23 protein-coding genes are annotated in these 25,004 nt (G+C 34.1%); 15 read left to right on the top strand and 8 right to left on the bottom strand.

Annotated features, from left to right (window positions below; translation table 11 throughout):
• Positions 1-112: 112 nt before the first annotated feature.
• Positions 113-1,270, top strand: coding sequence for a homogentisate 1,2-dioxygenase (locus PHR76_RS00405; RefSeq protein WP_300057109.1), 1,158 nt, complete (start codon positions 113-115; stop codon positions 1,268-1,270).
• Between the two features lie 69 nt (positions 1,271-1,339).
• The gene (hppD, locus tag PHR76_RS00400) at positions 1,340-2,500 is read left to right on the top strand and encodes a 4-hydroxyphenylpyruvate dioxygenase (RefSeq protein ID WP_300057106.1); all 1,161 of its coding nucleotides are present in this window, start codon (positions 1,340-1,342) and stop codon (positions 2,498-2,500) included.
• A 696-nt stretch (positions 2,501-3,196) separates the two neighbouring features.
• Here hppD and PHR76_RS00395 read toward each other — a convergent pair.
• Positions 3,197-4,972 (bottom strand): T9SS type A sorting domain-containing protein, encoded by a 1,776-nt coding sequence (locus PHR76_RS00395; RefSeq protein ID WP_300057103.1) that lies wholly within the window; start codon positions 4,970-4,972, stop codon positions 3,197-3,199.
• A gap of 914 nt (positions 4,973-5,886) precedes the next feature.
• Between PHR76_RS00395 and PHR76_RS00390 the strand changes: the two genes are divergently transcribed.
• The 6 genes from PHR76_RS00390 to PHR76_RS00365 all read left to right on the top strand — a co-directional run bounded on the left by PHR76_RS00390 (position 5,887) and on the right by PHR76_RS00365 (position 11,580).
• On the top strand, positions 5,887-6,684 hold the full coding sequence (locus tag PHR76_RS00390) for a DUF3108 domain-containing protein (protein WP_300057101.1): 798 nt from the start codon (positions 5,887-5,889) through the stop codon (positions 6,682-6,684).
• A complete protein-coding gene (locus tag PHR76_RS00385; RefSeq protein ID WP_300057099.1) occupies positions 6,681-7,616 on the top strand; it encodes a tryptophan 2,3-dioxygenase family protein in 936 nt (311 codons plus the stop codon). The genes PHR76_RS00390 and PHR76_RS00385 overlap by 4 nt, the downstream gene beginning before the upstream one ends.
• 18 nt (positions 7,617-7,634) lie before the next feature.
• A complete protein-coding gene (locus tag PHR76_RS00380) occupies positions 7,635-8,870 on the top strand; it encodes a peptidoglycan DD-metalloendopeptidase family protein (RefSeq protein ID WP_300057097.1) in 1,236 nt (411 codons plus the stop codon).
• 10 nt (positions 8,871-8,880) lie between these two features.
• On the top strand, positions 8,881-10,524 hold the full coding sequence (gene pgi, locus PHR76_RS00375) for a glucose-6-phosphate isomerase (protein WP_300057095.1): 1,644 nt from the start codon (positions 8,881-8,883) through the stop codon (positions 10,522-10,524).
• 59 nt (positions 10,525-10,583) lie between these two features.
• Positions 10,584-11,006 carry a hypothetical protein gene (locus PHR76_RS00370; RefSeq protein WP_300057093.1) on the top strand — a complete coding sequence of 141 codons (423 nt, stop codon included), beginning with the start codon at positions 10,584-10,586 and terminating at the stop codon, positions 11,004-11,006.
• Between the two features lie 70 nt (positions 11,007-11,076).
• On the top strand, positions 11,077-11,580 hold the full coding sequence (locus PHR76_RS00365; RefSeq protein ID WP_300057091.1) for a septal ring lytic transglycosylase RlpA family protein: 504 nt from the start codon (positions 11,077-11,079) through the stop codon (positions 11,578-11,580).
• A gap of 1 nt (position 11,581) precedes the next feature.
• On the opposite strand, the gene PHR76_RS00360 is transcribed toward PHR76_RS00365, so the two are convergent.
• Positions 11,582-12,052, bottom strand: a complete 471-nt coding sequence (locus PHR76_RS00360) for a CYTH domain-containing protein (RefSeq protein WP_300057089.1) — start codon at positions 12,050-12,052, stop codon at positions 11,582-11,584.
• A gap of 41 nt (positions 12,053-12,093) precedes the next feature.
• On the opposite strand from PHR76_RS00360, the gene dinB reads away from it, so the two are divergent.
• A complete protein-coding gene (gene dinB / locus PHR76_RS00355) occupies positions 12,094-13,176 on the top strand; it encodes a DNA polymerase IV (RefSeq protein WP_300057087.1) in 1,083 nt (360 codons plus the stop codon).
• A 249-nt stretch (positions 13,177-13,425) separates the two neighbouring features.
• Positions 13,426-13,941 (top strand): PAS domain-containing protein, encoded by a 516-nt coding sequence (locus PHR76_RS00350; RefSeq protein ID WP_300057085.1) that lies wholly within the window; start codon positions 13,426-13,428, stop codon positions 13,939-13,941.
• Positions 13,942-13,985: 44 nt separating this feature from the next.
• Here the strand turns inward: PHR76_RS00350 and PHR76_RS00345 are convergent, their stop codons facing one another.
• From PHR76_RS00345 to PHR76_RS00320, 6 genes are all read right to left on the bottom strand, one after another.
• Complete coding sequence (locus PHR76_RS00345; RefSeq protein ID WP_300057083.1) at positions 13,986-14,756, bottom strand: Bax inhibitor-1/YccA family protein; 771 nt, start codon at positions 14,754-14,756, stop codon at positions 13,986-13,988.
• A 37-nt stretch (positions 14,757-14,793) separates the two neighbouring features.
• Positions 14,794-16,224 carry a pyruvate kinase gene (pyk, locus tag PHR76_RS00340; RefSeq protein WP_300057081.1) on the bottom strand — a complete coding sequence of 477 codons (1,431 nt, stop codon included), beginning with the start codon at positions 16,222-16,224 and terminating at the stop codon, positions 14,794-14,796.
• A gap of 5 nt (positions 16,225-16,229) precedes the next feature.
• Positions 16,230-16,715: an IPExxxVDY family protein gene (locus tag PHR76_RS00335; RefSeq protein ID WP_300057078.1), complete on the bottom strand. Its 486-nt coding sequence runs from the start codon at positions 16,713-16,715 to the stop codon at positions 16,230-16,232.
• 98 nt (positions 16,716-16,813) lie between these two features.
• Positions 16,814-17,557: a ribonuclease III domain-containing protein gene (locus PHR76_RS00330; protein WP_300057075.1), complete on the bottom strand. Its 744-nt coding sequence runs from the start codon at positions 17,555-17,557 to the stop codon at positions 16,814-16,816.
• A gap of 6 nt (positions 17,558-17,563) precedes the next feature.
• On the bottom strand, positions 17,564-18,817 hold the full coding sequence (gene fabF, locus PHR76_RS00325; protein WP_300057073.1) for a beta-ketoacyl-ACP synthase II: 1,254 nt from the start codon (positions 18,815-18,817) through the stop codon (positions 17,564-17,566).
• 175 nt (positions 18,818-18,992) lie between these two features.
• Positions 18,993-19,229 (bottom strand): acyl carrier protein, encoded by a 237-nt coding sequence (locus PHR76_RS00320; protein ID WP_007137004.1) that lies wholly within the window; start codon positions 19,227-19,229, stop codon positions 18,993-18,995.
• Positions 19,230-19,404: 175 nt separating this feature from the next.
• Between PHR76_RS00320 and PHR76_RS00315 the strand changes: the two genes are divergently transcribed.
• The 5 genes from PHR76_RS00315 (at position 19,405) to PHR76_RS00295 (ending at position 24,960) form a co-directional block, all read left to right on the top strand.
• Positions 19,405-19,974 carry a phosphoribosylglycinamide formyltransferase gene (locus PHR76_RS00315; RefSeq protein ID WP_300057069.1) on the top strand — a complete coding sequence of 190 codons (570 nt, stop codon included), beginning with the start codon at positions 19,405-19,407 and terminating at the stop codon, positions 19,972-19,974.
• A gap of 5 nt (positions 19,975-19,979) precedes the next feature.
• Positions 19,980-20,459, top strand: a complete 480-nt coding sequence (gene rnhA, locus PHR76_RS00310; protein ID WP_300057066.1) for a ribonuclease HI — start codon at positions 19,980-19,982, stop codon at positions 20,457-20,459.
• Positions 20,460-20,667: 208 nt separating this feature from the next.
• Complete coding sequence (locus PHR76_RS00305) at positions 20,668-21,594, top strand: PfkB family carbohydrate kinase (protein WP_300057063.1); 927 nt, start codon at positions 20,668-20,670, stop codon at positions 21,592-21,594.
• Between the two features lie 120 nt (positions 21,595-21,714).
• On the top strand, positions 21,715-23,613 hold the full coding sequence (locus PHR76_RS00300) for an amidophosphoribosyltransferase (RefSeq protein WP_300057061.1): 1,899 nt from the start codon (positions 21,715-21,717) through the stop codon (positions 23,611-23,613).
• A gap of 516 nt (positions 23,614-24,129) precedes the next feature.
• Positions 24,130-24,960 carry a helix-turn-helix domain-containing protein gene (locus PHR76_RS00295; RefSeq protein WP_300057058.1) on the top strand — a complete coding sequence of 277 codons (831 nt, stop codon included), beginning with the start codon at positions 24,130-24,132 and terminating at the stop codon, positions 24,958-24,960.
• The last annotated feature ends 44 nt before the right edge of the window (positions 24,961-25,004 follow it).

Below are 25,004 nucleotides of genomic sequence, written 5' to 3'. Positions count from 1 at the left end.
AAAAGAAATCCTGAGTAATAGAAGCACTACTGCTTTATTACTGTTTTTAAAACAAGTTAAAAACACGTTTGTTTAATCATTCTTATTGTTTAATTTCTAATTAAAAAAGAATATGCCATTTTATCATAAACTCGGTAACATCCCACCAAAACGACATACACAATTTCGTAAGCCTAATGGCGATTTGTATTATGAACAGCTATTTGGAACAGTTGGTTTTGACGGAATGTCAACCAATTCCTATCATGAACATCGGCCAACACAAGTAAAAGAAATTCAAAGACAATATAATGTTGCCCCAAAAATTGCTCGAGAAAACAATATTCAATCTTTTAGATTAAGAGGGTTTCAAGTTCCTCCAGAAGACGATTATTTAGAAAGCAGAAAAATTGTATTGACAAACTCTGATTGTCATATTGCTTTGGCTGCTCCAAGAAAATCAACTACCGATTATTTTTATAAAAATTCAGATTCGGATGAAATGATATTCATTCATCGCGGAACAGGTAAGTTGAGAACGATTTATGGCAACCTTGATTTTAAATACGGAGATTATTTAATTATTCCACGTGGAATTATTTATAAAATTGATTTTGATTCAGAAGATAATCGTTTGTTTATTGTCGAATCACATTCGCCAATTTATACGCCAAAACAATATCGAAATTGGTTCGGACAATTGTTAGAACATTCGCCTTATTGCGAAAGAGATATTCGTCGTCCATACGAATTAGAAACCAATAACGAAAAAGGAGAATTCTTAATGAAAGTGAAGAAAAAAGATGAAATCTTCGACATGATTTATGCTACCCATCCCTTTGATGTGATTGGTTATGACGGATTTAATTATCCATACGCATTTTCTATTCATGATTTTGAACCTATTACAGGTAGAATTCATCTTCCACCACCTATTCATCAAACCTTCGAAACGAGTGCACTTGTAATCTGTTCATTTGTGCCAAGGTTATATGATTATCATCCATTATCTGTACCAGCACCCTACAACCATAGTAACATTGATGCAGATGAAGTATTGTATTATGTAGATGGCGATTTTATGAGTCGTAACGATGTTGAAGCAGGACATATTTCTTTGCATCCTGCAGGAATTGCACATGGCCCACATCCAGGAGCTGCAGAAAGAAGTATTGGCAAAAAAGAAACCCAAGAGCTAGCCGTAATGGTCGATACTTTTAAACCTTTAATGGTTACCGAAGAAGCCATGAAAATTGCAGATGACAGCTATTATTTGTCTTGGTTAGAATAAAATAATAAAGCCTAATTTTTAGAGTAAAAAAAATACAACAACACACAAAAGTTTTAAAATAAATCAATTATGTCACAAGAAATTAAAAACGTAGAATACGGATTAGAAAAAATATTTGAAGGAGCTCAAGATTTTCTTCCCTTACTCGGAACAGATTATGTAGAGTTTTATGTTGGCAATGCTAAACAAGCAGCCCATTTTTATAAAACAGCTTTTGGGTTTCAATCATTAGCTTATTCAGGGTTAGAAACAGGAGTAAGAGATAGAGCTTCTTATGTTTTAAAACAAGATAAAATCCGTCTGGTTTTAACAACTGCTCTAAACAGCAATTCGCCAATTGGTGAGCATGTAAAAAAACATGGTGATGGTGTTAAAATTGTTGCTTTATGGGTAGAAGATGCACGTTCAGCTTACGAAGAAACGATGAAAAGAGGAGCAAAATCATACATGGAGCCAACCGTGGAAACAGACGAACAGGGCGAAGTAGTGCGAGCCGGAATTTATACTTATGGCGAAACCGTTCATATGTTTGTAGAACGTAAAAATTACAAAGGAGCTTTCTTGCCTGGTTATAGAGAATGGAAATCAGACTATAATCCAGCTGCGGTAGGATTAAAATATATTGATCACATGGTAGGAAATGTGGGCTGGAACGAAATGAATACTTGGGTTAAATGGTATGAAGATGTGATGGGCTTTGTGAATTTCCTTTCATTTGATGATAAGCAAATCACTACGGATTATTCTGCTCTAATGTCTAAAGTGATGAGTAATGGAAATGGAAGAATTAAATTTCCAATCAACGAACCTGCAGAAGGAAAGAAAAAGTCGCAAATTGAAGAATATTTAGACTTTTATGAAGGGCCAGGGGTACAACATATTGCTGTAGCAACCGATGATATTATTACCACAGTTGCTGATATGCGGTCAAGAGGAATTGAATTTTTAAGTACGCCTCCGCAAGCCTATTATGATGCCATTCCAGAACGCTTAAAAGATCATATGCACAAATTTAAAGAAGATATTAAAGAGCTTCAAAAATTAGGAATCATGATTGATGCCGATGAAGAAGGTTATTTATTACAAATTTTTACCAAGCCAATTGAAGATAGACCAACCTTGTTTTTTGAAATTATTCAACGAATGGGTGCAAGAGGTTTCGGTGCAGGTAACTTTAAAGCCCTTTTTGAATCAATTGAAAGAGAGCAAGCGTTGAGAGGAACGTTATAAAAACACCTGAAAATTACAGATAATGAAATTTTAGGCATTCAAATACTGTGTTTTTTGCAAATGTTTAGTTAAAGTCGATTATTTGTTATTAATAACACAATAAGCTACTTACCTTTGCACTCGCAAAAGCGGGAGTGGTTACCTGCTGATGTTATAAATTTTCATAATTTATAGTTTTTTGGTTAGTTAATAGCATACAACCCAATCGGTTTCGGTTGGGTTTTGTGTTTTTTATAACTTTTCAAAAAAGCACGAATTAATTCAATCTTTAAACCATTCCATTATCCACCTACGTCTTGTAATTGGCTTTTTTATTATATTAAAAGATTACTTTCATTTCAATTAATTCACCTCAATTTTAAACATTACATCTTCTTTCAGTCTAAGGCATTTTTAGTTCGCTAAATGGAGTTTTTATTCAAATTCTTATCAAAACAAACTAAACCAATTATATCTTAACTATTTACAACTCTTTTAATTTCTGGCTTTAGAATAAAACTATTTTTTGTCTATTTAAAATGGAATAATTAACAGTTAGTTTCACGATTTTTTTAACATAAAAAGAGGTGCTAACTTTTTTAAAATATGCTCCGAAAATTTCCTTAAACCTCATGCTCTGTAGGCCAAAATCATAATAAACGAAAAGAATCAAAAAGCCCGTCAAATCTGTGGCCAATAATCACTACTCCAACTAGCTCACTCCACAATAATCTTCACCGTTTCAAAAACAGCATTCTCACTAGTAATTTTAGCAAAATAAATGCCTTTTGACCAATTGACAGTAGAAATAACTTGATTTGAATTTACTTTTTCTTGATGTATTTTCTTGCCTAAAACATTATAAATTTCAAGAAAACCTTCTGAAGCTGATGGCAAAACAAGTGTAAAACTACCTTGGTTTGGATTTGGAAATACAGTCGGCTTTCCAAGCAGATTTTCTTGCAACGAAAGCACGTTTGGTTCGAGTTTAGCAATAAAGATATTGCTTGGAGCACCAAGATTGGGGTCACCATAATTTAATAAATTTGGCTGCAACCCATTAGGGGTTGAAATATTTTGAGAACTTTTTGTCATACCAAGTAGAAAAATAGCATCTTCTTTAAACAATACATTATCTACTCTATCTTCACTCCAACCACCAAAATAAGTAGCCCAATCACGTTCGCCATCTGTTGTGAATTTTAGAAGAAAACCATCGCCACCACCACTAAAATTTTCTTGATAACTGTTTGGTGTTGTAAAATTAGAAGCTAAATCGGTTTGTCCAAAAATATACAAATAATCATCAAATGCAGTAATGCCAACCCTACCAAGGTTTTGGTTTTCAACATAATTACCGTAATAAGTTCCCCAAACTTGCTGTCCTGTAGTTGTAGTAAATTTGGTAAAGAAAATTGAAAGACCAACATCTTTAGTAGGTTGAAAACTGTTTGAAGTTGTAATATTTGTATTGCTTCCAGTTATTCCAGCAAAGTATAAATGATTTTTATATAATTTGAAACTGCTTTTAAATAAATGATCCCTATTTAATCCTCCAAAATAGGTGCTCCAAATTCTTGTTCCGTTTTCTGTGTCAAATTTCGAAATAAAAGCATTTAAACATGTAACTGGATTCGGCTGATGACATTCATCAGTCGCAAAATAAATATTTGGCGAAAAATTAGGAGGACAATCAACAGCATTTCCTAACACATAAACACTATCATTGTCACATTGTAAACCATTAATTTTTGAACCATTTACACCGTAAAAGGTAGCCCATTGGAGTTCACCAGATGTTGAAAATTTTACAATCATGTAATGATTGTTATGATTGATAATCTCTTGAAACACACCTTCAGTAGCCATTCCGTTAGACGTCCGAGTATCTATAACAGCAAAGACAGCACCGTTATTATTGGTTTCTATACAAGAAAAACCATTGAAGGCAGAATTATTCTCATTTTCGTTTGGTAATGCACTATCAACTTCGTCAATACCACCATAATAAGTACTCCAAATTAGAATCCCATTTTTGTCTAGTTTTGCTATGTAATTATCTTTTATTCCAATTTTAAAAGGTTGAAAGGAATCTGTAGTTGCAATACCTGTTGTGCTTTTAGTATGTCCTATAATTAAAATATTATCTTCATGATCAATAGTACAATTTGTCACGATATCCTCATTCTCACCACCAAAATAAGTTGCCCAAATAAGTTGCCCATCTATAGTGAATTTTGCGATGAATCCATCTCTTAACCCACCTCCAAAAGATTCCTGATGAACATTAGCTGTAGCTATAGTGAACTGCGTTGTGTTTTCAGAATTTGTAATGTTCCCTATAATGATTATATTACCTTCACTATCAGAGGTGCTATCTGTGATAAGCATGTTTTCATCTCCATAATAAGTGCCTAATGTTCTGATATAGTTAGTTTGGGCGTTTCCAATCAAACCAAAAACCAAAATAATGATATTAAAATATTTTTTCATGATAAATAAGTTTTAGATTAAAAAATAGAATTACTAAAACTAGTTTTTTAGATTAACGTGGGCAACACTAGCAAATCCCTACGAAAACCATATTTGAGCTTATTCCATTTGAAGATTGGAATTAAAGTCGAAGGTCGAAGGTCGAAGGTCGAAGGTCGAAGGTCGAAGGTCGAAGGTCGAAGGTCGAAAAGCTATAGTTATTGATAGTCAGCATCTTATTTTTAAATAAGAGTAAAGCTAATTAAAAAAATCTTACAAAATATTTTTTAAATGTTAAATATTTTAGTCAACAATAAGCGTATTGTTAATTACTTTTTCATCACCTCGTTAAAATCATAAAATGAAAAGAATTATATAATTATTCCGGTGAAAACGGGAAACGAAAAGAATCAAAAAATTAGTTAAACGGTTTCCTCTATCAATTCTTTCGCTAATAATCAAATTACTTTTCCATTGAAAATTAGAAATTAAATAATCCTAAAAAATGACAACTGTCACCTACCACGTTTTTTTCTTCAATAAAATGTTTTCTATAAATGCTCTATGCCCCATCAGCCCTTCTTTTAAATTAGAATAAGGAATAGGCAAATAAATAGTGAAGTTAAAGTTAAGCGACATTTTTATAAATGTTTTTTTTTATTATTAAATTCTTCGATCACCTTGCAACTCATTCACAACCTCATAAAAGCCCAACTGTCTTCTCAAAAGCATTCAAGGTGCCATCTTCCCAAAACAATCTTAAAAAAACATTAAATACCTCACATTTTTTGACGTCTTTTTTAGTTTTACTACATTTGGAACAGAAATTGATTTAATTGTTGAAAATCAAGTGCTATTCTGAAATCGAAAATTGATTATGAGTTTTGATAAAACTCTGATTTCATTATAGTTTTAAAAACAATAAAAATCTTCAAATGAAAAAATTACTGTTTTTTATACTATTTCTTACCACGGTTAGTTTTGATACGCCAACAGCAACACAACCTGCTCAGTCTTCTGCTTTTGAGGTAGGCGAATGGTTTCGGTTTAGAATTCATTACGGAATTATCAATGCTGGATACGCTGAGTTAGAAGTAAAAGATGCTGTTAGAAATAACAAAAAAGTCTATCATGCCAAAGGCAAAGGATACACCGTGGGAATGACCAAGTTTTTCTTTGAAGTAAACGACGATTACCAATCTTATTTTGATAAAGAATCGGGTAGTCCTTATCAATTTGTTAGAAAAATTGACGAAGGAGGCTATACCAAAAATCAAGAGGGTTTTTTTGACCATAAAACCAAAACGGTTATGGTAAAAGACTACAAAAAGAAGACGGAGAAAACCTTTGAAGTTCCTTATAATACACAAGATATTTTATCTACTTTTTATTATTTGCGAAACCATCCCGAAGTTGACCATCTCGAAGTGGGCGAATCCATCAATGTGGATATGTTTTTTGACGATGAAACGACTAAATTTAAGCTAAAATTTATTGGTCGTGAAGATTTAAAAACTAAATTTGGAGTTATTTCTACAATGATATTTAGACCTTATGTGCAAGCTGGTCGTGTTTTTAAAGAACAAGAAAGCTTAACCGTTTGGATATCAGATGATAAGAATAAATTACCGCTTCGCATCAAAGCGAATCTAGCAGTAGGTTCAATCAAAGCAGATTTGGATCAATTCAAAGGATTAAAAAACACATTCACCGTAAAATCTAAACCAAAATGAATTTAGCAGCTCACCAAGATATATTAGAAAAAATTGAAGAAAAATTTCAAGCGATAAATCAAAAAACCGAAACGCATTTAGAAGGGTTGTTATGGGCAAAACCAATTACCTATTGGGATTATATTCAAACCGATGCGTTGTTGAATCTTCAAACCCAACGCACCACCTTGCCCGATGAGATGGTTTTTGTGATGTATCATCAGGTGAATGAATTGCTTTTTAAAATGATTTTGTGGGAAATGGAGCAAATTTGTCAAACAGAAAAACCAGAAACGGTTTATTTTTCCGAAAAGTTAATGCGAATTAGTCGCTATTTTGATATGTTAACCACTTCCTTTACCATCATGAAAGACGGAATGGATGTAGAACAATATATGAAATTCCGCAATACGTTAACACCGGCAAGTGGTTTTCAAAGTGCTCAATATCGTTTAATTGAATTTGCTTCAACCGATTTAATAAACTTAATCGACTACCGTTTTAGAGCAACTATCGACAGAAACACACCGTATGAACACGCTTTTGAACATTTATACTGGCAAGCAGCAGGAAAAGATTATCAAACAGGTGAAAAATCGTTTTTAATTTTAGAGTTTGAACGAAAATATAAAAAGGAGTTTTTGCGTTATATGGAAGAGCATAATACTTCTAATTTATGGCAAAAATTCAAACAATTACCAGAACAAGATCAGCAAAATGAAGATTTAGTAAAAGCCATGCGACATTATGATTATACCGTTAATATTACTTGGGTGATGGGACATTATTACGCCGCCAAAAAATACATTGAAAGTGGTCATGGCACTGGTGAAGCAACGGGTGGAAGTGATTGGAAAAAATACATGCTTCCTAAATACCAACGAAGAATTTTCTTTCCAGAATTATGGTCTCCAGAAGAATTAGCCTCGTGGGGCGAAAAAGAAAATGTATAATTGATTAAAAATGAAATCTTGAAATTCAAAATAGTATCCTTTACCTTATTAATACTACTCTTGCTCGCCTGCGAAGAAAAAGAAAAAAAAGTTGTCTCTAAAGAAATCGTTCCAGAAGAACCAATTGTGGAAGAATTTGGATTTACATTAAATGATTATGTCGTCGTGCGAGACACGATTCATAGTGGAGATACATTCGGAAAGCTGCTCGAAGAAAACAACATCGGCCACTTCAAAGTTCATGAAGTAACAGAAAGTATTCGTGATAGTTTTAAATTACGTGATTTGCAAATTGGAAAACCATTTACACTTTTAAAATCCAAAAAAACGCCACATCAATTATACGCTTTTATTTATCAACCTGATAACATCAATTATAGCGTTGTTGAATTTAAGGATTCAACTGTCTTAGCTTATAATAAGCGGAAACCAATTACGATTAAACGAAGAACAATTGCTTCTAAAATCACAGGTTCCTTGTCAGAAACCTTGAGTAAAAATGGGGTAGATGCTTCGATGGCTTTTAATTTGGCTAAAATCTACGAATATTCCATTGATTTCTTTAAAATTCAAAAAGATGACCAATTCGGAATTACCTTTTACGAACGCTATATCAATGATAGTATTTATGCCGGAATTGATAGAATGGAAGCTTCGTTCTTTGAACACAAAGGAAAAAAAATCTATGCTTTCCCTTATAAATTAGATAGTTTAGTCAAAAAGGTAGACTATTATGACGAAGAAGGAAAAGGCCTAAAAACGATGTTTTTAAAAGCTCCGTTAGATTATTTTAGAATTTCTTCCCGCTTTTCACCAAAACGTTTTCATCCTGTGCAAATGCGATGGAAAGCTCATAAAGGAACAGATTATGCCGCGGCAACAGGAACACCAATTAAAACAACGGCTTCTGGAACAGTAGAACGAACTGGTTATACTGCCGGTAATGGAAATTATGTTAAAGTAAAACACAACAGCACCTATTCGACCCAATATTTACACATGTCGAAAATTTTAGTCCGACAAGGGCAACATGTGCAGCAAGGACAAATTATTGGCAAAGTTGGAAGTACGGGTTTAGCAACTGGACCTCACGTTTGTTATCGTTTTTGGAAAAATGGCGAACAAGTAGATCCGCTTTCACAAAAATTGCCAAACGCAGAGCCAATGAGTGAGAAACACCGTCAAAAATATTTGATACATATCGCACCATTGAAAAAAGAATTAGACAGCATTACAAAAATACAAATTAAATAAATTTGAATTCATGGCTTTAAAAAGCACAAATCCTACAGGTACCGAAGCGTGGCAAAATTTGAGAAAACATTTTGAAGAAATGCAATATGTTTGTATGCAGGAATTATTTGATCAAGATGCTAATAGAACTAAGAAATTCCACATGCAATGGAATGATTTTTTAATTGATTATTCCAAAAACATCATAACAGATGAAACAAAAAAATACTTACTTGAATTAGCAAATGAAGTCGATTTAAAAGATGCCATTATCAAGTATTTCAAAGGAGATTTAATCAATCAAACCGAAAATAGAGCCGTTTTACATACCGCTTTACGAGCCCCATCAAACGCAAATATAATGGTGGACGGAATGAACGTCATGCCAGAAATTGTAGCGGTAAAAAACAAAATTAAAAATTTTACAGAACAAATTATTTCTGGGGAACAAAAGGGATTTACCAATCTTCCGTTTACGGATATTGTGAATATCGGAATTGGCGGTTCAGATTTAGGACCAGCCATGGTGGTGGAAGCATTACAGTTTTATAAAAACCATTTGAATGTCCATTTTGTATCGAATATTGATGGCGACCATGTGAATGAAGTGATTAAAAAATTAAATCCAGAAACAACGCTTTTTGTCATTGTTTCAAAAACATTTACGACGCAAGAAACCTTGTCTAATTCAGAAACAATTCGAGAATGGTTTTTAAAATCAGCAAAACAAGAAGATGTTGCCAAGCATTTTGTGGCAGTGTCAACAAATATTCAAAAAGTATCTGAATTTGGTATTCATCCCGATAATATTTTCCCCATGTGGGATTGGGTTGGTGGTCGCTTTTCGTTGTGGAGTGCCGTTGGATTATCCATTAGTATAGCGGTTGGCTATGCTAATTTTGAAAAGCTATTAATTGGAGCTCACGACATGGATGAGCATTTTAGAACGACGCCTTTTGAAAACAATATCCCAGTCATTTTAGCTTTGTTGAGCATTTGGTATAATAATTTTTTTGGAGCTGAAAGTGAAGCCTTGATTCCCTATTCACAGTATTTACAAAAACTGGCTCCTTATCTACAACAAGGAATTATGGAAAGCAATGGAAAAAGTATCGACCGTGATGGAAATCCAGTGAATTATCAAACGGGAACCATTATTTGGGGCGAACCAGGAACCAATTCACAACATGCTTTTTTTCAGTTAATTCACCAAGGAACAAAATTAATTCCAACCGATTTTATAGGTTTTGTACATTCATTATACGGAAATCAAGACCATCACGAAAAGCTAATGTCAAACTTTTTTGCTCAAACAGAAGCTTTATTAAATGGCAAATCAGCCGAACAAGTTGAAGCCGAGTTCAAAAAACAAGAAATTACAAAAGAACAAGCAGCCTTTTTAATGCCCTTTAAAGTTTTTTCAGGAAATAGACCAACCAATACTTTTTTAATCAAGCAATTGACGCCAGAAACATTGGGTTCATTAATTGCTTTGTATGAACATAAAATTTTTGTGCAAGGTGTTATTTGGAATATTTTTAGCTATGACCAATGGGGTGTGGAGTTAGGCAAACAATTAGCTAATTCTATTTTAGATGAAATCAATTCTGGAAATATCAAAAAGCATGACAGTTCAACCACTTTTTTACTGACGCAATTTTTAAATCAAAAGTAAAATGGAACGGTGTTAATGATGGTGTTTTTTAGTATATTTGTTTTTAAAAAAAATTAGACATGTACGATTTATTACAAAAATTGCATTCTTGGTGGGCTTATTTAGCCTTAATCATTCTTTTTTTAGCCGTTATTAATGCGGTCATTGGTTATAGTGGTAAGAAACTATTCCAACCCAAAGATTTACGCATTTCACTTTTTGGGTTAATTTTTACGCATATTCAGTTGTTATTAGGGTTATTGCTGTATGTGGTTTCACCTTTAGGATTAGACTCCTTGGGACAAATGAAAGATTCAGCTATACGATTAACTTCTTTAGAGCATCCGTTAATTAATATCATTGCAATCGTATTAATTACCATAGGTTGGTCAAAACATAAAAAAGCAGAAAATCATTTAAAATTTCAAAAAATTATGATTTTTTATGGTTTAGGATTACTGCTTATTTTAAGCCGAATCCCGTGGAGTTTATGGTTAGGATAATTTACTAAGCCGCGTTTCACGTGGCTTTTTTATTCCTTTATATATGATAACTACGCTAAAAATATGGATAATGAAACATAAAATAGAACTGTTGATAATGGGTTTCTTCGGGCTATTGTTTTTTAGCAGTTTTTCGTTTAAGACAAATCATTTTGAAAAACCAACGCTTCAACGTATTCTTTTAAAAGATACGGTTAAAGCCGAAAAAACCATCATCGATAGTATTCAAACCGAAGGAGATTTTACTTTTAAATTATATAAAAAAGCGGCTCATGCTTCTTATTATGCCGATCGGTTTACGGGTAGAAAAACAGCAAGTGGCGAACTTTTTGACAACCAAAAATATACTGCGGCACACCGAAAATTACCGTTCGGAACAAAAGTCCGCATTACTAATGAAGCCAATGGAAAATCGACTATTGTCACCATCAACGACCGCGGGCCATTCACCAAAGGAAGAGAAATTGATTTATCAAAAAGAGCCTTTCGAGACATTGTTCGTCATTCAGGTTATGGAACAATGAAAGTGACCATTGAAGTTGTAGAAGAAAGTAAAGACACCTTGTCTAACTAATCTATTTCCATTTTTGAAACGGGTTTTTACTTAAAAAAGCATTGTAATATTTGTTGTCATTGGTGACGTCTTTTCCCAACCAATTCGGTTTTTCAATGTGTTCCTCTTCCGATTTTAATTCTATTTCGGCCAAAATCAATCCCTCATTTTCTCCTGCAAAAATATCTACTTCAACCAAGTGTTTGCCCACTTTTACTTCATAGCGAATTTTATCAATGATGCCTTTTTCACAAAGAATCAATAATCGTTCGGCATCACCTAACGGAATTTCTTTTTCCCACTCAAAGCGAGATAAACCGGACTCGCTTCCAATACCTTTAATGGTTAAATATCCTTTTTCTCCTTTAATACGAATACGAACTGTTCGTTCTGGATCAGAATTTAAATAACCTTGCACTATTCGCGTACTCCGAAAAGCTTCGCTTATAAACTGGGTTGAAGTCACTAAAAATTTTCGTTCTATTTCTATCATAAGATGTAATATCTATGCGAAAGATACCATAAATTTGTGAGATGGACGAGCCTATTTTAAACCGGAAAATCATTCACATCGATATGGATGCCTTTTATGCCTCGGTGGAGCAATTGGATTTCCCGGAGTTAAAAGGCAAACCATTGGCTGTGGGCGGAAATGAAACCCGAGGCGTTGTTTCGGCAGCCAGTTATGAAGCTAGAAAATTTGGCGTTCGTAGTGCGATGAGCGGTGCACAGGCCAAACGATTTTGCCCAGAACTCATTTTTGTAAAACCGCGATTTGACCGCTATACTGCGATTTCTAAACAAATTAGGAAGATTTTTTATGAATATACCGATTTGGTCGAGCCACTTTCTTTAGACGAAGCGTATTTAGATGTAACCCAAAATAAAAAAGGAAATCCGAGTGCAAGTTTGTTGGCTCAAGAAATTAGAAACCGCATCTTTGAAACGACCGGTTTGACGGCTTCTGCTGGAATTTCTATCAATAAATTTGTGGCTAAAATTGCCAGTGATTATAATAAACCAAACGGCCAAAAAACAGTGAATCCTGATGAGGTTCAATCTTTTTTAGAATCGCTTGAAATTCGAAAATTTTACGGAATTGGAAAAGTGACTACCGAACGGATGTATCAATTAGGCATCTTTACTGGAAAAGATTTAAAAGAGAGAACTCTTGATTTTTTAGAAAAGTATTTCGGAAAAAGCGGGACACATTATTATTATAGCGTTCGAGGAATTCATAACAGTCCTGTGAAACCCAATCGAATATCTAAATCGGTTGGAGCTGAGCGAACGTTTAATCAAAATATTTCTTCTGAAATTTTTATGGTTGAACGATTAGAAAATATAGCGATAGAATTGGAACGCCGTTTGCAAAAACACAAAATTGCAGGAAAAACAGTTACGTTAAAAATTAAATATTCCGATTTTACACAACAAACACGAAGTAAAACTTTGCCTTATTTTATTTCGGATAAGGCTTTGCTGCTTGAAACGGCTCAGGAATTGCTATACCAAGAAAAATTAAAAGACTCGGTACGATTATTAGGCATTTCGTTGACTAATTTAAATACCGAAACAAAAAAAACGGTGGTGGTTCAATTGAAATTTGATTTTTAAAAAGCTTAAAAACTAGTTTTATGCAGGAAAAAGAAAAACAAACTGTTTAACCCATAATTGATTAAAAAATTATTCAAAAATAACACGCAAGGCTTTTACTTGGAATAAAAGCAAGCAATCAGAAACAATTGAAAGTGTCAATTCGTTGAGAGAACCATTAAACAAAAGGCTTCAACAAGCGTTAAACTTATTCAGAAAGTTTTTCGAGATTATTTATTCTCCTACTTTTGAATTTAAAATTGACTAGAAATGTTAGAATTTAAAAACTATGATGAAGGAATGGCGACATACCTCAATCGGTTAGATACTATTAAAATGCCTTTGCTTTCATGGAATTTTTATGGTGAGTATTTAAACCAACTCATCCACCATTTTTCAGACCAAAATCAGTTTTATCATTTAGGAAAAGATAAGCATTGGTGTTTTAATATGGATGTTCGTAAAATTTGGGACATAAACACAGTAGTTGTGGTGACTTGTCCAAGTTTGAAAATTGTCTACGCAACTAAAAACATCGTTCAAATGAATGGCTATCAACCAGAAGAAGTGCTAGGGCAATCGCCAAAGATGTTTCAGGGTGAAGCCACTTGTCCCAAAACCTCGTTGGCTATCCGAAAGGCAATTCATAACAAGGAACCCTTTGATAAAATTGTGACTAATTACTGTAAAGATGGTTCCTTATATAAATGTCATATTAAAGCATTTCCCGTTTTTGATAAGTATGGTAAACTTCAAAATTTCATTGCTTTTGAGAAAGCAGCATAAAAAAAGGAGCCATATAGCTCCTTTTTTCAATGATATATAATTTTTTAATCTCTACTTGCTAGTTTAGAAAAAAGCCTTAGAAATTCGATATAAAGCCAAACTAACGTAATCATTAAGCCCATTGCTCCAAACCATTCCATGTATTTAGGCAATTGTTTTTCGGCACCTTTTTCAATTTGATCAAAATCTAGAAACAAATTTAAAGCTGCTACAACAATAACGATTACACTTATTCCAATACTCATCAACGAGTTACCGTAATGCACCGGCTGAAAACTAGTAAACATACTTAATAACCAAGTAATGACATAAAAAATTGCAATAGTAATGGTTGCCCCAATGACAATTGATTTGAATTTTTCTGTTACCGTTACAACTTTGTATTTGTACAATAAAAAACAAACGAGAAAGGTCGTAAACGTGGCTCCGACAGCTTGAATTACAATTCCCGGATACATCGCTTCAAATAAAGCAGAAACGGCTCCGATAAATAATCCTTCAAACACAGCGTAGCCCGGAGCTAAATAACCCGACAGCTGCAGTTTAAATGACGCTACTAAAACTAAAATAAAACCCACCACGCCTCCACCAATTAAAAAAGGCATCGGATTGTAACCGCTAGCCGTCATTACCCATGTTAAAGTTGCCGTCGCCATTAACAGTAAAAGCATCGTTAAGCTTTTGTTGATGGTTCCATTCACGGTCATGGTTTCTTGATAATCAATAAGCACCGAACGATTTCCTTGTTCGTCAACATGAACAGATTGCGGCTTATCGTAGGATTTACTTTTAAAAAAAGGATTGTTGGATGTCATAAAATTAAAATAATATAAAACTCAAATATAACTAAATTTATGAAATGTCTGAAACGCGTAATGTATTGACCATTCCTTTTTCTGAAATTGGCATTGCGGCAAGGTTGATAACCATTTCTCCTTTATCTACGAACCCTTTTGCTTTGGCAATTTTATTGACATCTTCAACCGTATCATCGGTACTAGCAAATTTGTCATAATAGAATGAACGAACGCCCCACAATAAATTTAATTGGGTTAAAATACGTTTATTCGAGGTAAATACTAAAATATGTGCACTTGGTCGCCAAGCCGAGATTTGAAAGGCGGTATAACCACTGTTAGTCAAGGTTGAAATAGCTTTTGCTTTAATTTCATTGGCCATGACCGCTGCATGAAAGCAGATGGATTTAGTAATAAATCGCTTTGTTCGTACATGTGGCGGATTGTGTGGCACTTGAATTAGCGGACTGTCTTCTACCGATTTGATGATACGAGTCATCGTTTCAATCACTTCTACTGGATAATTTCCTACCGAAGTTTCGCCAGAAAGCATCACGGCATCTGCTCCATCCATTACAGAATTTGCAACATCATTTACTTCAGCTCGTGTTGGAGTTAAACTCGTAATCATGGTTTCCATCATCTGTGTGGCCACAATTACTGGAATACGAGCTGTTTTGGCTCGATGAATTAGTTTTTTCTGAATTAGCGGTACTTCCTCTGCTGGAATTTCAACCCCTAAATCGCCTCGAGCTACCATTAAACCATCGCAAAAAGCAACAATTTTATCAATATTTTCAACGGCTTCTGGTTTTTCTATTTTGGCAATAATCGGAATTTTATAATGCGAATGTTTCGCAATCATGTCTTGCAATTCTTCCAAGTCTTTTGGTGTTCGCACAAAGGATAAAGCAATCCAGTCGACTTCATTTTCGATAGCAAACAAGGCATCTTTAACGTCTTTTTTAGTCAATGCAGGCAATGATACTTTAGTGTTTGGCAAGTTGACCCCTTTTTTAGACTTTAAAGGACCACCTTGAATAACGCGGCACACCACTTCGGTTGTACCATTTGTTTCAATTGCTTCAAACATTAGTTTTCCATCGTCTAAAAGAATTTTCTCTCCTGGTTTTACATCACTAGGAAATTCTTTGTAATTCATATAAACGCGATCAGCCGTTCCTGGAATGTCTTCGGCTGTTTGAAACGTTATAATATCGCCTTTGCTCACGACTACATCTTCTTTCATCACCCCTACGCGAAGTTTTGGCCCTTGTAAATCGGCTAAGATGGCAGTGGTATATCCAAATTCTTCGTTTAATTCACGAATGATAGCAATGCGTTCTTTGACATCTTCATAATCAGCATGCGAAAAATTGATACGAAAAACGTTGACACCCGCATCCACCATTTTTTTTATAATTTCTTTTGAACTGCAGGCAGGACCTAGTGTGGCAACAATTTTAGTTTTTTTGTTGATTGGCATATGGTTTAAAAAATTAAATTGTTTTTTGATTTTATTTGACTTTTTTCCACAGCATATACCGTTGATACTTGGTCAATTGTTTTTAGTTTTTGGATAATTAAATTGGTATTGATTTGGTTTTTCTCTCCTTCAATTTTTAGGAAATAGGCTGCTTTTTTAAATTCTGGTAAAAAATAAAAAGTGTTAGTAAAGCCTTCTTTTTCTGAGAATAAATTGGTCAAATAAATTCCTTGAGTAATTGTAATTTCTTTTTTATTTTCAATTAACGACCATTGAATACCTTTAACTTCGTCTTCATATTCAAAATAAGAAAAAGCAATGGGTTGATCTTCATTTTCAATCAGAATATCTTCCTTGTTTTTGCTTAAAAGAATCGGTAATTGTTGATTAATGAAAAACGCTATTCGATAATTTTCTAATGCAGTATGAATAGCGATAAGTTGATAATCAACTTCTTCGAAATCATCCATAAATAATTTGTGAATAGCCATTTATATATTTAAACAAGATGTAAATATACTGCTTTTGAGGTAGAAATTAGGACGTTTTCTCCAACTTAACGATAATTTATGAACGAAAACGATATAGTTTATATCTTTTTGTCGATTATTTCTTGCAAGGCATAAAAAGCACGTTTTGAGGCGATTTCTTCTGCTTTCTTTTTGGAGGTAGCTCTTGATTTGGCAATCACTTTAGTGTCAATAGTTAATTTAACACCAAAGTAACGTTGTCCATCATTTCCATTATCTTCATAAACATCAAAAAGGAACGCTTTTTTTTCTTTTTGACACCATTCGATGACTAAACTTTTGTAGCTGATTACTTTTCCTTCTAATCGGGCAATGTCAACATAAGGAAGGATTACTCTTCTGCGAATGAACTTTTCACAATAATTAAAACCTTTATCCAAAAAGATAGCCCCAATTAAAGCTTCAAAAATATTACCATGAATATTTTCGCCAAAGTGTTGTGAAGGGACTTTGCTATCAACTAAACCAATTAAATTTAAATCTTTACCTAATTCGTTTAGATGTTCGCGACTCACAATTTTAGAACGCATTTTGGTTAAATAGCCTTCGTCTCCAGACGGAACTTCATTAAATAGATGTCCCGCAATAACAGCACTTAGCATGGCATCGCCCAAAAATTCTAAGCGTTCATAATTTATTGGATTTCCTTTTAAATCTAATTTATTTGAGGAACGATGCGTAAATGCTTTGCGATAATTTTCAATATCGTTAGGTTTAAAGCCTAGTATTTTATGAATTTCTTGAAAAAAAATCCCGCCTTCGAGAGGACGGGATTTGGTAAATATTTTTTTAAAAAGACTCATTTAAATTTACTCTTCCAATTTTTTAAATAAAACGCAAGCATTGTGACCGCCAAATCCAAAGGTGTTACTCATCGCTACTTTAATGTCTCTTTTTTGAGCTTTATTTAGCGTAAGGTTTAATTCAGGATTAATATTTTCATCTACGTTTACATGATTAATAGTTGGCGGAATAATTCCGTGCTTAATTGCAAGAATAGAGGCGATTGCTTCTATTGCACCAGCGGCTCCAAGTAAATGACCTGTCATGGATTTAGTAGAATTAATATTGATATTTTTAGCATGTTCACCAAAAACAGCACTAATTGCTTTTAATTCGGCCACATCGCCCAAAGGAGTTGAGGTTCCGTGTGTGTTAATGTGTTCTACCTCTTCTGGTTTCATTTTGGCATCTCGCAGGCAATTATTCATTACGGCGATAACTCCAATTCCTTCTGGATGAGGAGCCGTTAAGTGATAGGCATCGGACGACATTCCGCCTCCGCCAATTTCACAATATATCGTAGCTCCACGAGCTTTGGCGTGTTCATATTCCTCTAAAACCAAAGCACCAGCACCTTCACCTAAAACAAAACCATCACGCGTGGCATCAAACGGACGAGAAGCCGTTTCTGGACTATCGTTACGTGTTGACAAGGCATGCATCGAATTAAATCCGCCCATTCCAGCAATAGTTACTGCGGCTTCCGATCCGCCCGAAATAATGACATCACATAATCCTAATCGGATATAATTAAATGCATCAATTAAGGCATTGGCCGAAGAAGCACAAGCAGAAACCGTAGTATAATTTGGACCCATGTATCCATTTCGCATGGAAATGTGTGCAGGAGCAATATCGGCAATCATTTTTGGAATAAAGAAAGGATTAAATTTTGGTGTTCCGTCTCCTTTAGCATAGTATAAAACTTCATCTTGAAAAGTTTCTAATCCGCCAATTCCAGCACCCCAAATTACACCAACGCGGTATTTGTCTACATTGTCGTCTGTTAAACCTGCATCCTTAATGGCTTCGTCACTCGCCACAATGGCATATTGAGCAAATTTATCCATTCTCCGGGCTTCTTTACGGTCAATATGATTTTCAATGTTGAAATTTTTTATTTCACAAGCAAACTTGGTTTTGTGCTTTTCTGTGTCGTAATAAGTAATAGGTGCGGCACCACTTAGGCCATTAATAAGACCATTCCAATATTCCTGAATATTATTTCCTATAGGGGTCAAAGCTCCTAAACCGGTAACAACTACTCGTTTTAACTCCATTGTTTAAAAATTTATTGGTACGAATATAAACAAAAAAACCCTGATTTTTGTAGTAAAGTAAAAAACAGGGGTAATTTTTTTTGTATAGGTTTGATTGAATTCCAATCGGTAATTTAAAATTAAATAAAATAATAACACCCGTTCTGATTAGTTCAGAACGGGATGTTAGTCGTTATTATTTTTTAGCTTCTTCGATGTAAGAAATAGCTTGACCTACAGTAGCAATGTTTTCCGCTTGGTCGTCTGGAATTTGAATATCAAATTCTTTTTCGAACTCCATAATTAGCTCAACAGTGTCTAATGAATCAGCTCCTAAATCGTTAGTGAAGCTTGCTTCTGTTACAACTTCGTTCTCGTCAACACCTAATTTGTCTACGATAATCGCTTTTACTCTTGATGCAATGTCTGACATAATCTTTAAATTTTAGTTTAATAGTTGGCAAAAATAAAAAACTTTATTTTAAAACAACATTTTAGTTGATAAATGTTCTCAACGAAGTTAAAAAATTTATTTGACATTCTTGTTTTATTACCTATAAATTCTCCCTTTTATTTCGTTTTTTTGCATAACCAAATATAAAAAGGAAATGAAAAGCATCGTTATTTTTGCCTCGGGAACAGGTTCTAATGCAGAAAATATAATTCGATATTTTCAAAAAAAAGAAGCGATTTCGGTTGTGGCGGTATTTTCAAACAATCCAAATGCCCTCGTTTTAGAAAAAGCTAAAAAGTTAGCTGTGGATGCTGTATCCTTCAATAAGAATGAGCTTTATGGCGAATCGGTGCTTTTAAAATTAGCTGAATATAAACCAGATTTAATTGTGTTAGCGGGTTTTTTATGGAAATTTCCAGAACATCTCATCGCTGCTTATCCAGATAAAATTATTAACATTCATCCTGCATTATTACCAAAATATGGCGGAAAAGGAATGTATGGTTTTCATGTGCATCAAGCAGTGCTAAACCAGCAAGAAAATGAAACAGGAATTACGATTCATTTTGTAAATGCAGAATTCGATAAAGGAAGAATAATCTTTCAAAAATCTATTTCCATTTCAAATTGTACTTCGCCCGAAGAAATTGCCCATAAAGTGCACGAATTGGAATATCGCTATTTTCCAGAAGTGATTCACGAACTTCTAAAACTTAAAACTTGAACCCAATGAGCCACCAAGTACATATTTATACCGATGGAGCCGCCAAAGGAAATCCAGGCCCTGCAGGGTATGGTGTGGTGATTGAATTGGTGGGCACCGACTATAAAAAAGAGTTTTTTGAAGGTTTTCGATATTCTACCAATAACAGAATGGAGCTTTTAGCAGTGATAGTTGGTTTAGAGAAATTAAAAAACCCGAAAATGACCGTTTTAGTTGTTTCGGATTCTAAATATGTAGTAGATGCGGTCGAAAAAAGATGGGTTTTTCAATGGGAAAAAAAGGGATTTGAAGGTAAAAAAAACCCTGATTTGTGGCTGCGATTTCTAAAAGTTTATCGCAAACACCAAGTTGATTTTAAATGGATTAAAGGCCACAATAATCATCCACAAAACGAACGATGTGATGAATTAGCGGTTTATGCTTCGGGTTTGCCCACTCTTTCTGTGGATTCGTTTTATGAAAAGGAGGAGGGGAAGTTGTTTTGAATGTTAAATCAATACACTGAGAATCCTAACTTTTAGCATTATCTTCTTTTCAAAAAATTAAAACTATAAATTAAGAATGCAAATTAATTCGCATTTTCAAAAACGTCATATCAATTTTTATTGTTTAACTCGGAAAACTTTTAAACCCATAAACTTTTAAACTTCTAAACTATAACTTACCTTTGCATCTTATTACAAATCTAAACTCATGAACAAGCTTTTAATCGTAGGAACTGTTGCTTTTGATGCCATCGAAACACCTTTTGGAAAAACAGATAAAATATTAGGAGGAGCAGCCACGTTTATTGGGCTTTCTGCTTCTTTTTTTGATGTTGATGCGGCCATTGTTTCTGTAGTTGGCGATGACTTTCCACAAAAATATTTAGATTTATTAACCGATAGAAACATTGATATTTCTGGAATTGAAGTTGTAAAAGGTGGGAAAACCTTCTTTTGGAGCGGCCGTTATCACAACGATTTAAATTCAAGAGACACCTTAGAAACACAATTAAATGTATTGGCCGATTTTCAGCCTAAAGTTCCTGAAAATTATAAAAATGCAGATGTTGTGATGTTAGGGAATTTACACCCGATGGTTCAAATTAGTGTTTTAGACCAAATGAACGAAAAACCAAAATTGGTTGTTTTAGACACCATGAATTTTTGGATGGATTGTGCCTTGCCAGAATTACATGAAGTAATGAAACGCGTCGATGTAATTACGATTAACGACGAAGAAGCTCGTCAACTTTCTGGCGAATACTCGTTAGTAAGAGCGGCAGCTAAGATTCATAAAATGGGGCCAAAATATGTGGTCATTAAAAAAGGAGAACATGGAGCGTTATTGTTTCAAGGAAAAGATGTTTTCTTTGCTCCTGCTTTGCCTTTAGAAGAAGTTTTTGACCCAACAGGTGCAGGCGATACGTTTGCGGGTGGGTTTTCAGGATATATCGCTCAAAGCGAAAATATTTCTTTTGAAAACATGAAAAACGCCATTATCTATGGCTCTAATTTAGCTTCCTTTTGTGTAGAAAAATTTGGAACCGAGCGAATGCTTAAACTAGATAAATACGATGTGTTTGACCGCCTCAAACAATTTCGTTCCTTAACACAATTTAATATAGAAATTAATTAATAACGCATGCCTCGAAATCTCGGGGCATTTTTATTTTAAATCTGTAAGAGCGAAGTAAAAACAAACTTGGCGGATGATTCAAAAACATAAAATTTTTAATTTAAATAAAACTTCAAATCAATGAGTGACGCAATCAAACACGAATGTGGAATTGCACTTTTACGTTTAAAAAAACCATTGCAATTTTATAAAGATAAATATGGCACTGCTTTTTACGGGATTCAAAAAATGTATCTTTTAATGGAAAAGCAGCATAACCGCGGACAAGACGGAGCTGGTTTTGCAAGTATTAAACTTGATGTAGAACCGGGTCAACGGTATATCAGTCGTGTGCGATCTAATCATCCCCAAGCGATTCAAGATGTTTTTCAGCAAATAAATACTCGAATTAATGATGAACTTTTGCAAAATCCAACTTATCAAAATAATGTAGCTTTACAAAAAGAGCATATTCCTTACATAGGCGAATTATTTTTAGGCCATGTTCGTTATGGAACTTTTGGTAAAAACAGTATTGAAAATGTACATCCCTTTTTGAGACAAAATAATTGGATGCATCGAAATTTGATTGTAGCAGGAAATTTTAACCTTACCAATGTCAAAGAACTTTTTGATAGTTTAGTAGAATTGGGTCAACATCCTAAAGAGTTGGCCGATACGGTTACGGTTATGGAAAAAATTGGTCACTTTCTAGATGATGAAGTAATCGACTTATACCAAGAATGTAAAAATAACGGCCTGTCTAAACGAGAAGCTTCACCTGTAATTGCAGAAAAATTAGATATTGGAAAGATTCTTAAAAAAGCTTCTAAAAATTGGGATGGGGGTTATGCAATGGCCGGTTTGTTAGGTCACGGGGATGCCTTTGTTTTTAGAGATCCTGCCGGAATTCGGCCAGCTTTTTTTTATGAAGATGAAGAAATTATAGTGGTTGCATCAGAACGACCAGTTATTCAAACAGCTTTTAATGTGCCGTTTGAAAAAGTACAAGAATTAGACCCTGGAAAAGCTTTAATTATTAAAAAAAATGGAAGTTTTACGCTTGAACAAATCGTAGAACCGCTAGAAAAGAAAGCGTGTTCTTTTGAGCGAATTTATTTTTCACGCGGGAGCGATGCCGAAATTTATAAAGAGCGAAAAATGCTCGGAAAATTAATCCTGCCCGTTGTTTTAGATGCCATTGCTAACGATACAGACAACACTGTCTTTTCTTATATACCGAATACTGCCGAAACTTCATTTTATGGAATGGTGGAGGCTGCGAATGATTTTTTGAATAAACGAAAAAACAAATATATTTTAGACCATCGAAAAACGCTTACGAAGGAAAAATTAGAAGAAATCTTAGCTGTAAAAATTAGAACCGAAAAAGTAGCGATTAAAGATGCCAAACTACGCACGTTTATTACCGAAGACAGTAGTCGCGATGATTTAGTTGCACACGTTTATGATGTCACCTATGGCGTAATCAAGCCAACAGATAACTTGGTGATTATTGATGACAGTATTGTTCGAGGAACAACTTTAAAAAAGAGTATTATCCGAATGATGGATCGTTTAAATCCAAAACAGATTGTAATTGTTTCGTCTGCTCCGCAAATTCGGTATCCAGATTGTTACGGAATCGATATGGCAAAACTAGAAGGATTAATAGCTTTTCAGGCGGTATTAGAATTATTAACAGAAACCAACCAATATCACCTAGTCGATCAAGTTTATAAAAAGTGTAAACTGCAAGAAAGCTGGAAAGATGGTGAAATTGTTAATTATGTAAAAGAAATTTATGCTCCGTTTACAGACCAACAAATTTCTGATAAAATAGCAACGATGTTAAGTTCTTCAGACACTAAAGCGGCTATTAAAATTATCTTTCAAACGGTTGAAAATTTACATGTTGCCTGTCCGGATAATTTAGGAGATTGGTACTTTACGGGCGATTATCCCACAGCGGGTGGAAACCGAGTCGTCAATCGTGCGTTTATGAATTTTTACGAGGGAAAAGACGCGAGAGCCTATTAGGGCACAAGTTTTTCTGCTTTTTAACGACTTTTGATGCCGTTCATCTAATTTATTTGTAATCAAAATAGTGATAGTATACATTTGTTTCACCATAGCATTAGTAGGTTAAGTTTATGGTAGATTTGGGGCAAAAAGGGTGGAAGCAATTCCACCTTTTTTATTTTTATAACTTTACAAAACCCCTTTTTTGCTTGCAGTAAACCCATATAACTGCACAATCCACCCTTATAAGGCCAAATGTTAAAATTTAAACCGCTACACAATAGTTAGGTGTTAAAAATCGTTGTATATTTGTACCTACCATAGTACGCACGGTTAAGTTTATGGTAGATTTGGGGCAAAAGGGTGGAAGAAATTCCACCTTTTTATTTTATATAAAAAAAGCGACACATCATTGTGCCGCTTTTTTTAATAAAAATTCCTCGTCCTAAAATAGCGAGAAATTGTAAAGTATTGGCAGTAAAAATAGTTAATGACAACTTATTGTTTATGTTTGTCTACTTAACATTTTTATTTATGATAAATCGAATATTTCTTCCAGTACTCGAGTTAGCCGAAATAGTTCAATGTTATTGGTATTCTGAAACAATAAAAAACGAATCGGTCATTCATGAGTATTCAACTCCACTTTTACAAGGAATGGCATTCAATTTTTCAAACCTACGAGATACCGTAAACTACGATAATGTACAGTTGAGTCTATATAAAACTGGTTATATCTACGGGCAGCCGCTCAGTCCTCGATTATTTACCACAGATCCTAAAGGAATTGCCATATACGGAGTAAAACTTAAACCCACTGCAATCTCTAGATTAACAGGTATTAGTATGAAACATATCGCCAATAAATTTATCTGTATGACTGATATTTGGCCAAATGAAATGGAGTCTCTCTATGACGAAATGCAAAGCTCTCTCTCTGTTGATCAAACGATTAATGTTTTAGAAAGATTTCTTTTAAAAAAAATGCGTGCACGAGCTCAAAAAAACAATAATTTAAAAATGGTTGAAAATGCTCTTGTTACAATGCATTCCAAAAACGGAAACATTAAAATTAATACACTCGAAAACAAAATCCACACCTCAAAGAAAAGTTTACATCGAGCTTTTACAAGCCATATCGGAATTGGTCCAAAATTATACAGTCAAATTATACGTCACAATAAAGCAAAAATAATGGTGCAAAACGCGTTAGATATAGACACGATATCAATTGTCAGTGAATTAGGTTACTTTGACCAATCACATTTTTTATCAGAATTTAAACGCTTCTCCGGTATGACACCGACTGTTTACCATACGAACTTAAAAAGAGACGTAAATAAATTCAGAATTCCAGTAATATAGACTCAACGAAAACCTTGACTTTTTAAACACAAGTTAAGCTGTCC

This window comes from Flavobacterium sp., assembly GCF_028689845.1.
Taxonomy (GTDB): Bacteria; Bacteroidota; Bacteroidia; order Flavobacteriales; family Flavobacteriaceae; genus Flavobacterium.
Note: the sequence above shows the minus strand (reverse complement) of the source record. Positions and strands in the feature narration are given on the sequence as shown.

Excerpts from the sequence above, each read along its gene's own strand:
- pgi (WP_300057095.1), top strand. The coding sequence starts at position 8,881 with ATGGCTTTAAAAAGCACAAATCCTACAGGTACCGAAGCGTGGCAAAAT.
- pyk (WP_300057081.1), bottom strand. The coding sequence starts at position 16,224 with ATGCCAATCAACAAAAAAACTAAAATTGTTGCCACACTAGGTCCTGCC.
- PHR76_RS00390 (WP_300057101.1), top strand. The coding sequence starts at position 5,887 with ATGAAAAAATTACTGTTTTTTATACTATTTCTTACCACGGTTAGTTTT.
- rnhA (WP_300057066.1), top strand. The coding sequence starts at position 19,980 with ATGAGCCACCAAGTACATATTTATACCGATGGAGCCGCCAAAGGAAAT.
- hppD (WP_300057106.1), top strand. The coding sequence starts at position 1,340 with ATGTCACAAGAAATTAAAAACGTAGAATACGGATTAGAAAAAATATTT.
- PHR76_RS00405 (WP_300057109.1), top strand. The coding sequence starts at position 113 with ATGCCATTTTATCATAAACTCGGTAACATCCCACCAAAACGACATACA.
- dinB (WP_300057087.1), top strand. The coding sequence starts at position 12,094 with ATGGACGAGCCTATTTTAAACCGGAAAATCATTCACATCGATATGGAT.
- PHR76_RS00350 (WP_300057085.1), top strand. The coding sequence starts at position 13,426 with ATGTTAGAATTTAAAAACTATGATGAAGGAATGGCGACATACCTCAAT.
- PHR76_RS00315 (WP_300057069.1), top strand. The coding sequence starts at position 19,405 with ATGAAAAGCATCGTTATTTTTGCCTCGGGAACAGGTTCTAATGCAGAA.
- PHR76_RS00345 (WP_300057083.1), bottom strand. The coding sequence starts at position 14,756 with ATGACATCCAACAATCCTTTTTTTAAAAGTAAATCCTACGATAAGCCG.
- PHR76_RS00330 (WP_300057075.1), bottom strand. The coding sequence starts at position 17,557 with ATGAGTCTTTTTAAAAAAATATTTACCAAATCCCGTCCTCTCGAAGGC.
- PHR76_RS00295 (WP_300057058.1), top strand. The coding sequence starts at position 24,130 with ATGATAAATCGAATATTTCTTCCAGTACTCGAGTTAGCCGAAATAGTT.
- PHR76_RS00360 (WP_300057089.1), bottom strand. The coding sequence starts at position 12,052 with ATGATAGAAATAGAACGAAAATTTTTAGTGACTTCAACCCAGTTTATA.
- PHR76_RS00370 (WP_300057093.1), top strand. The coding sequence starts at position 10,584 with ATGTACGATTTATTACAAAAATTGCATTCTTGGTGGGCTTATTTAGCC.
- fabF (WP_300057073.1), bottom strand. The coding sequence starts at position 18,817 with ATGGAGTTAAAACGAGTAGTTGTTACCGGTTTAGGAGCTTTGACCCCT.
- PHR76_RS00335 (WP_300057078.1), bottom strand. The coding sequence starts at position 16,715 with ATGGCTATTCACAAATTATTTATGGATGATTTCGAAGAAGTTGATTAT.
- PHR76_RS00385 (WP_300057099.1), top strand. The coding sequence starts at position 6,681 with ATGAATTTAGCAGCTCACCAAGATATATTAGAAAAAATTGAAGAAAAA.
- PHR76_RS00320 (WP_007137004.1), bottom strand. The coding sequence starts at position 19,229 with ATGTCAGACATTGCATCAAGAGTAAAAGCGATTATCGTAGACAAATTA.
- PHR76_RS00365 (WP_300057091.1), top strand. The coding sequence starts at position 11,077 with ATGAAACATAAAATAGAACTGTTGATAATGGGTTTCTTCGGGCTATTG.
- PHR76_RS00300 (WP_300057061.1), top strand. The coding sequence starts at position 21,715 with ATGAGTGACGCAATCAAACACGAATGTGGAATTGCACTTTTACGTTTA.
- PHR76_RS00395 (WP_300057103.1), bottom strand. The coding sequence starts at position 4,972 with ATGAAAAAATATTTTAATATCATTATTTTGGTTTTTGGTTTGATTGGA.
- PHR76_RS00305 (WP_300057063.1), top strand. The coding sequence starts at position 20,668 with ATGAACAAGCTTTTAATCGTAGGAACTGTTGCTTTTGATGCCATCGAA.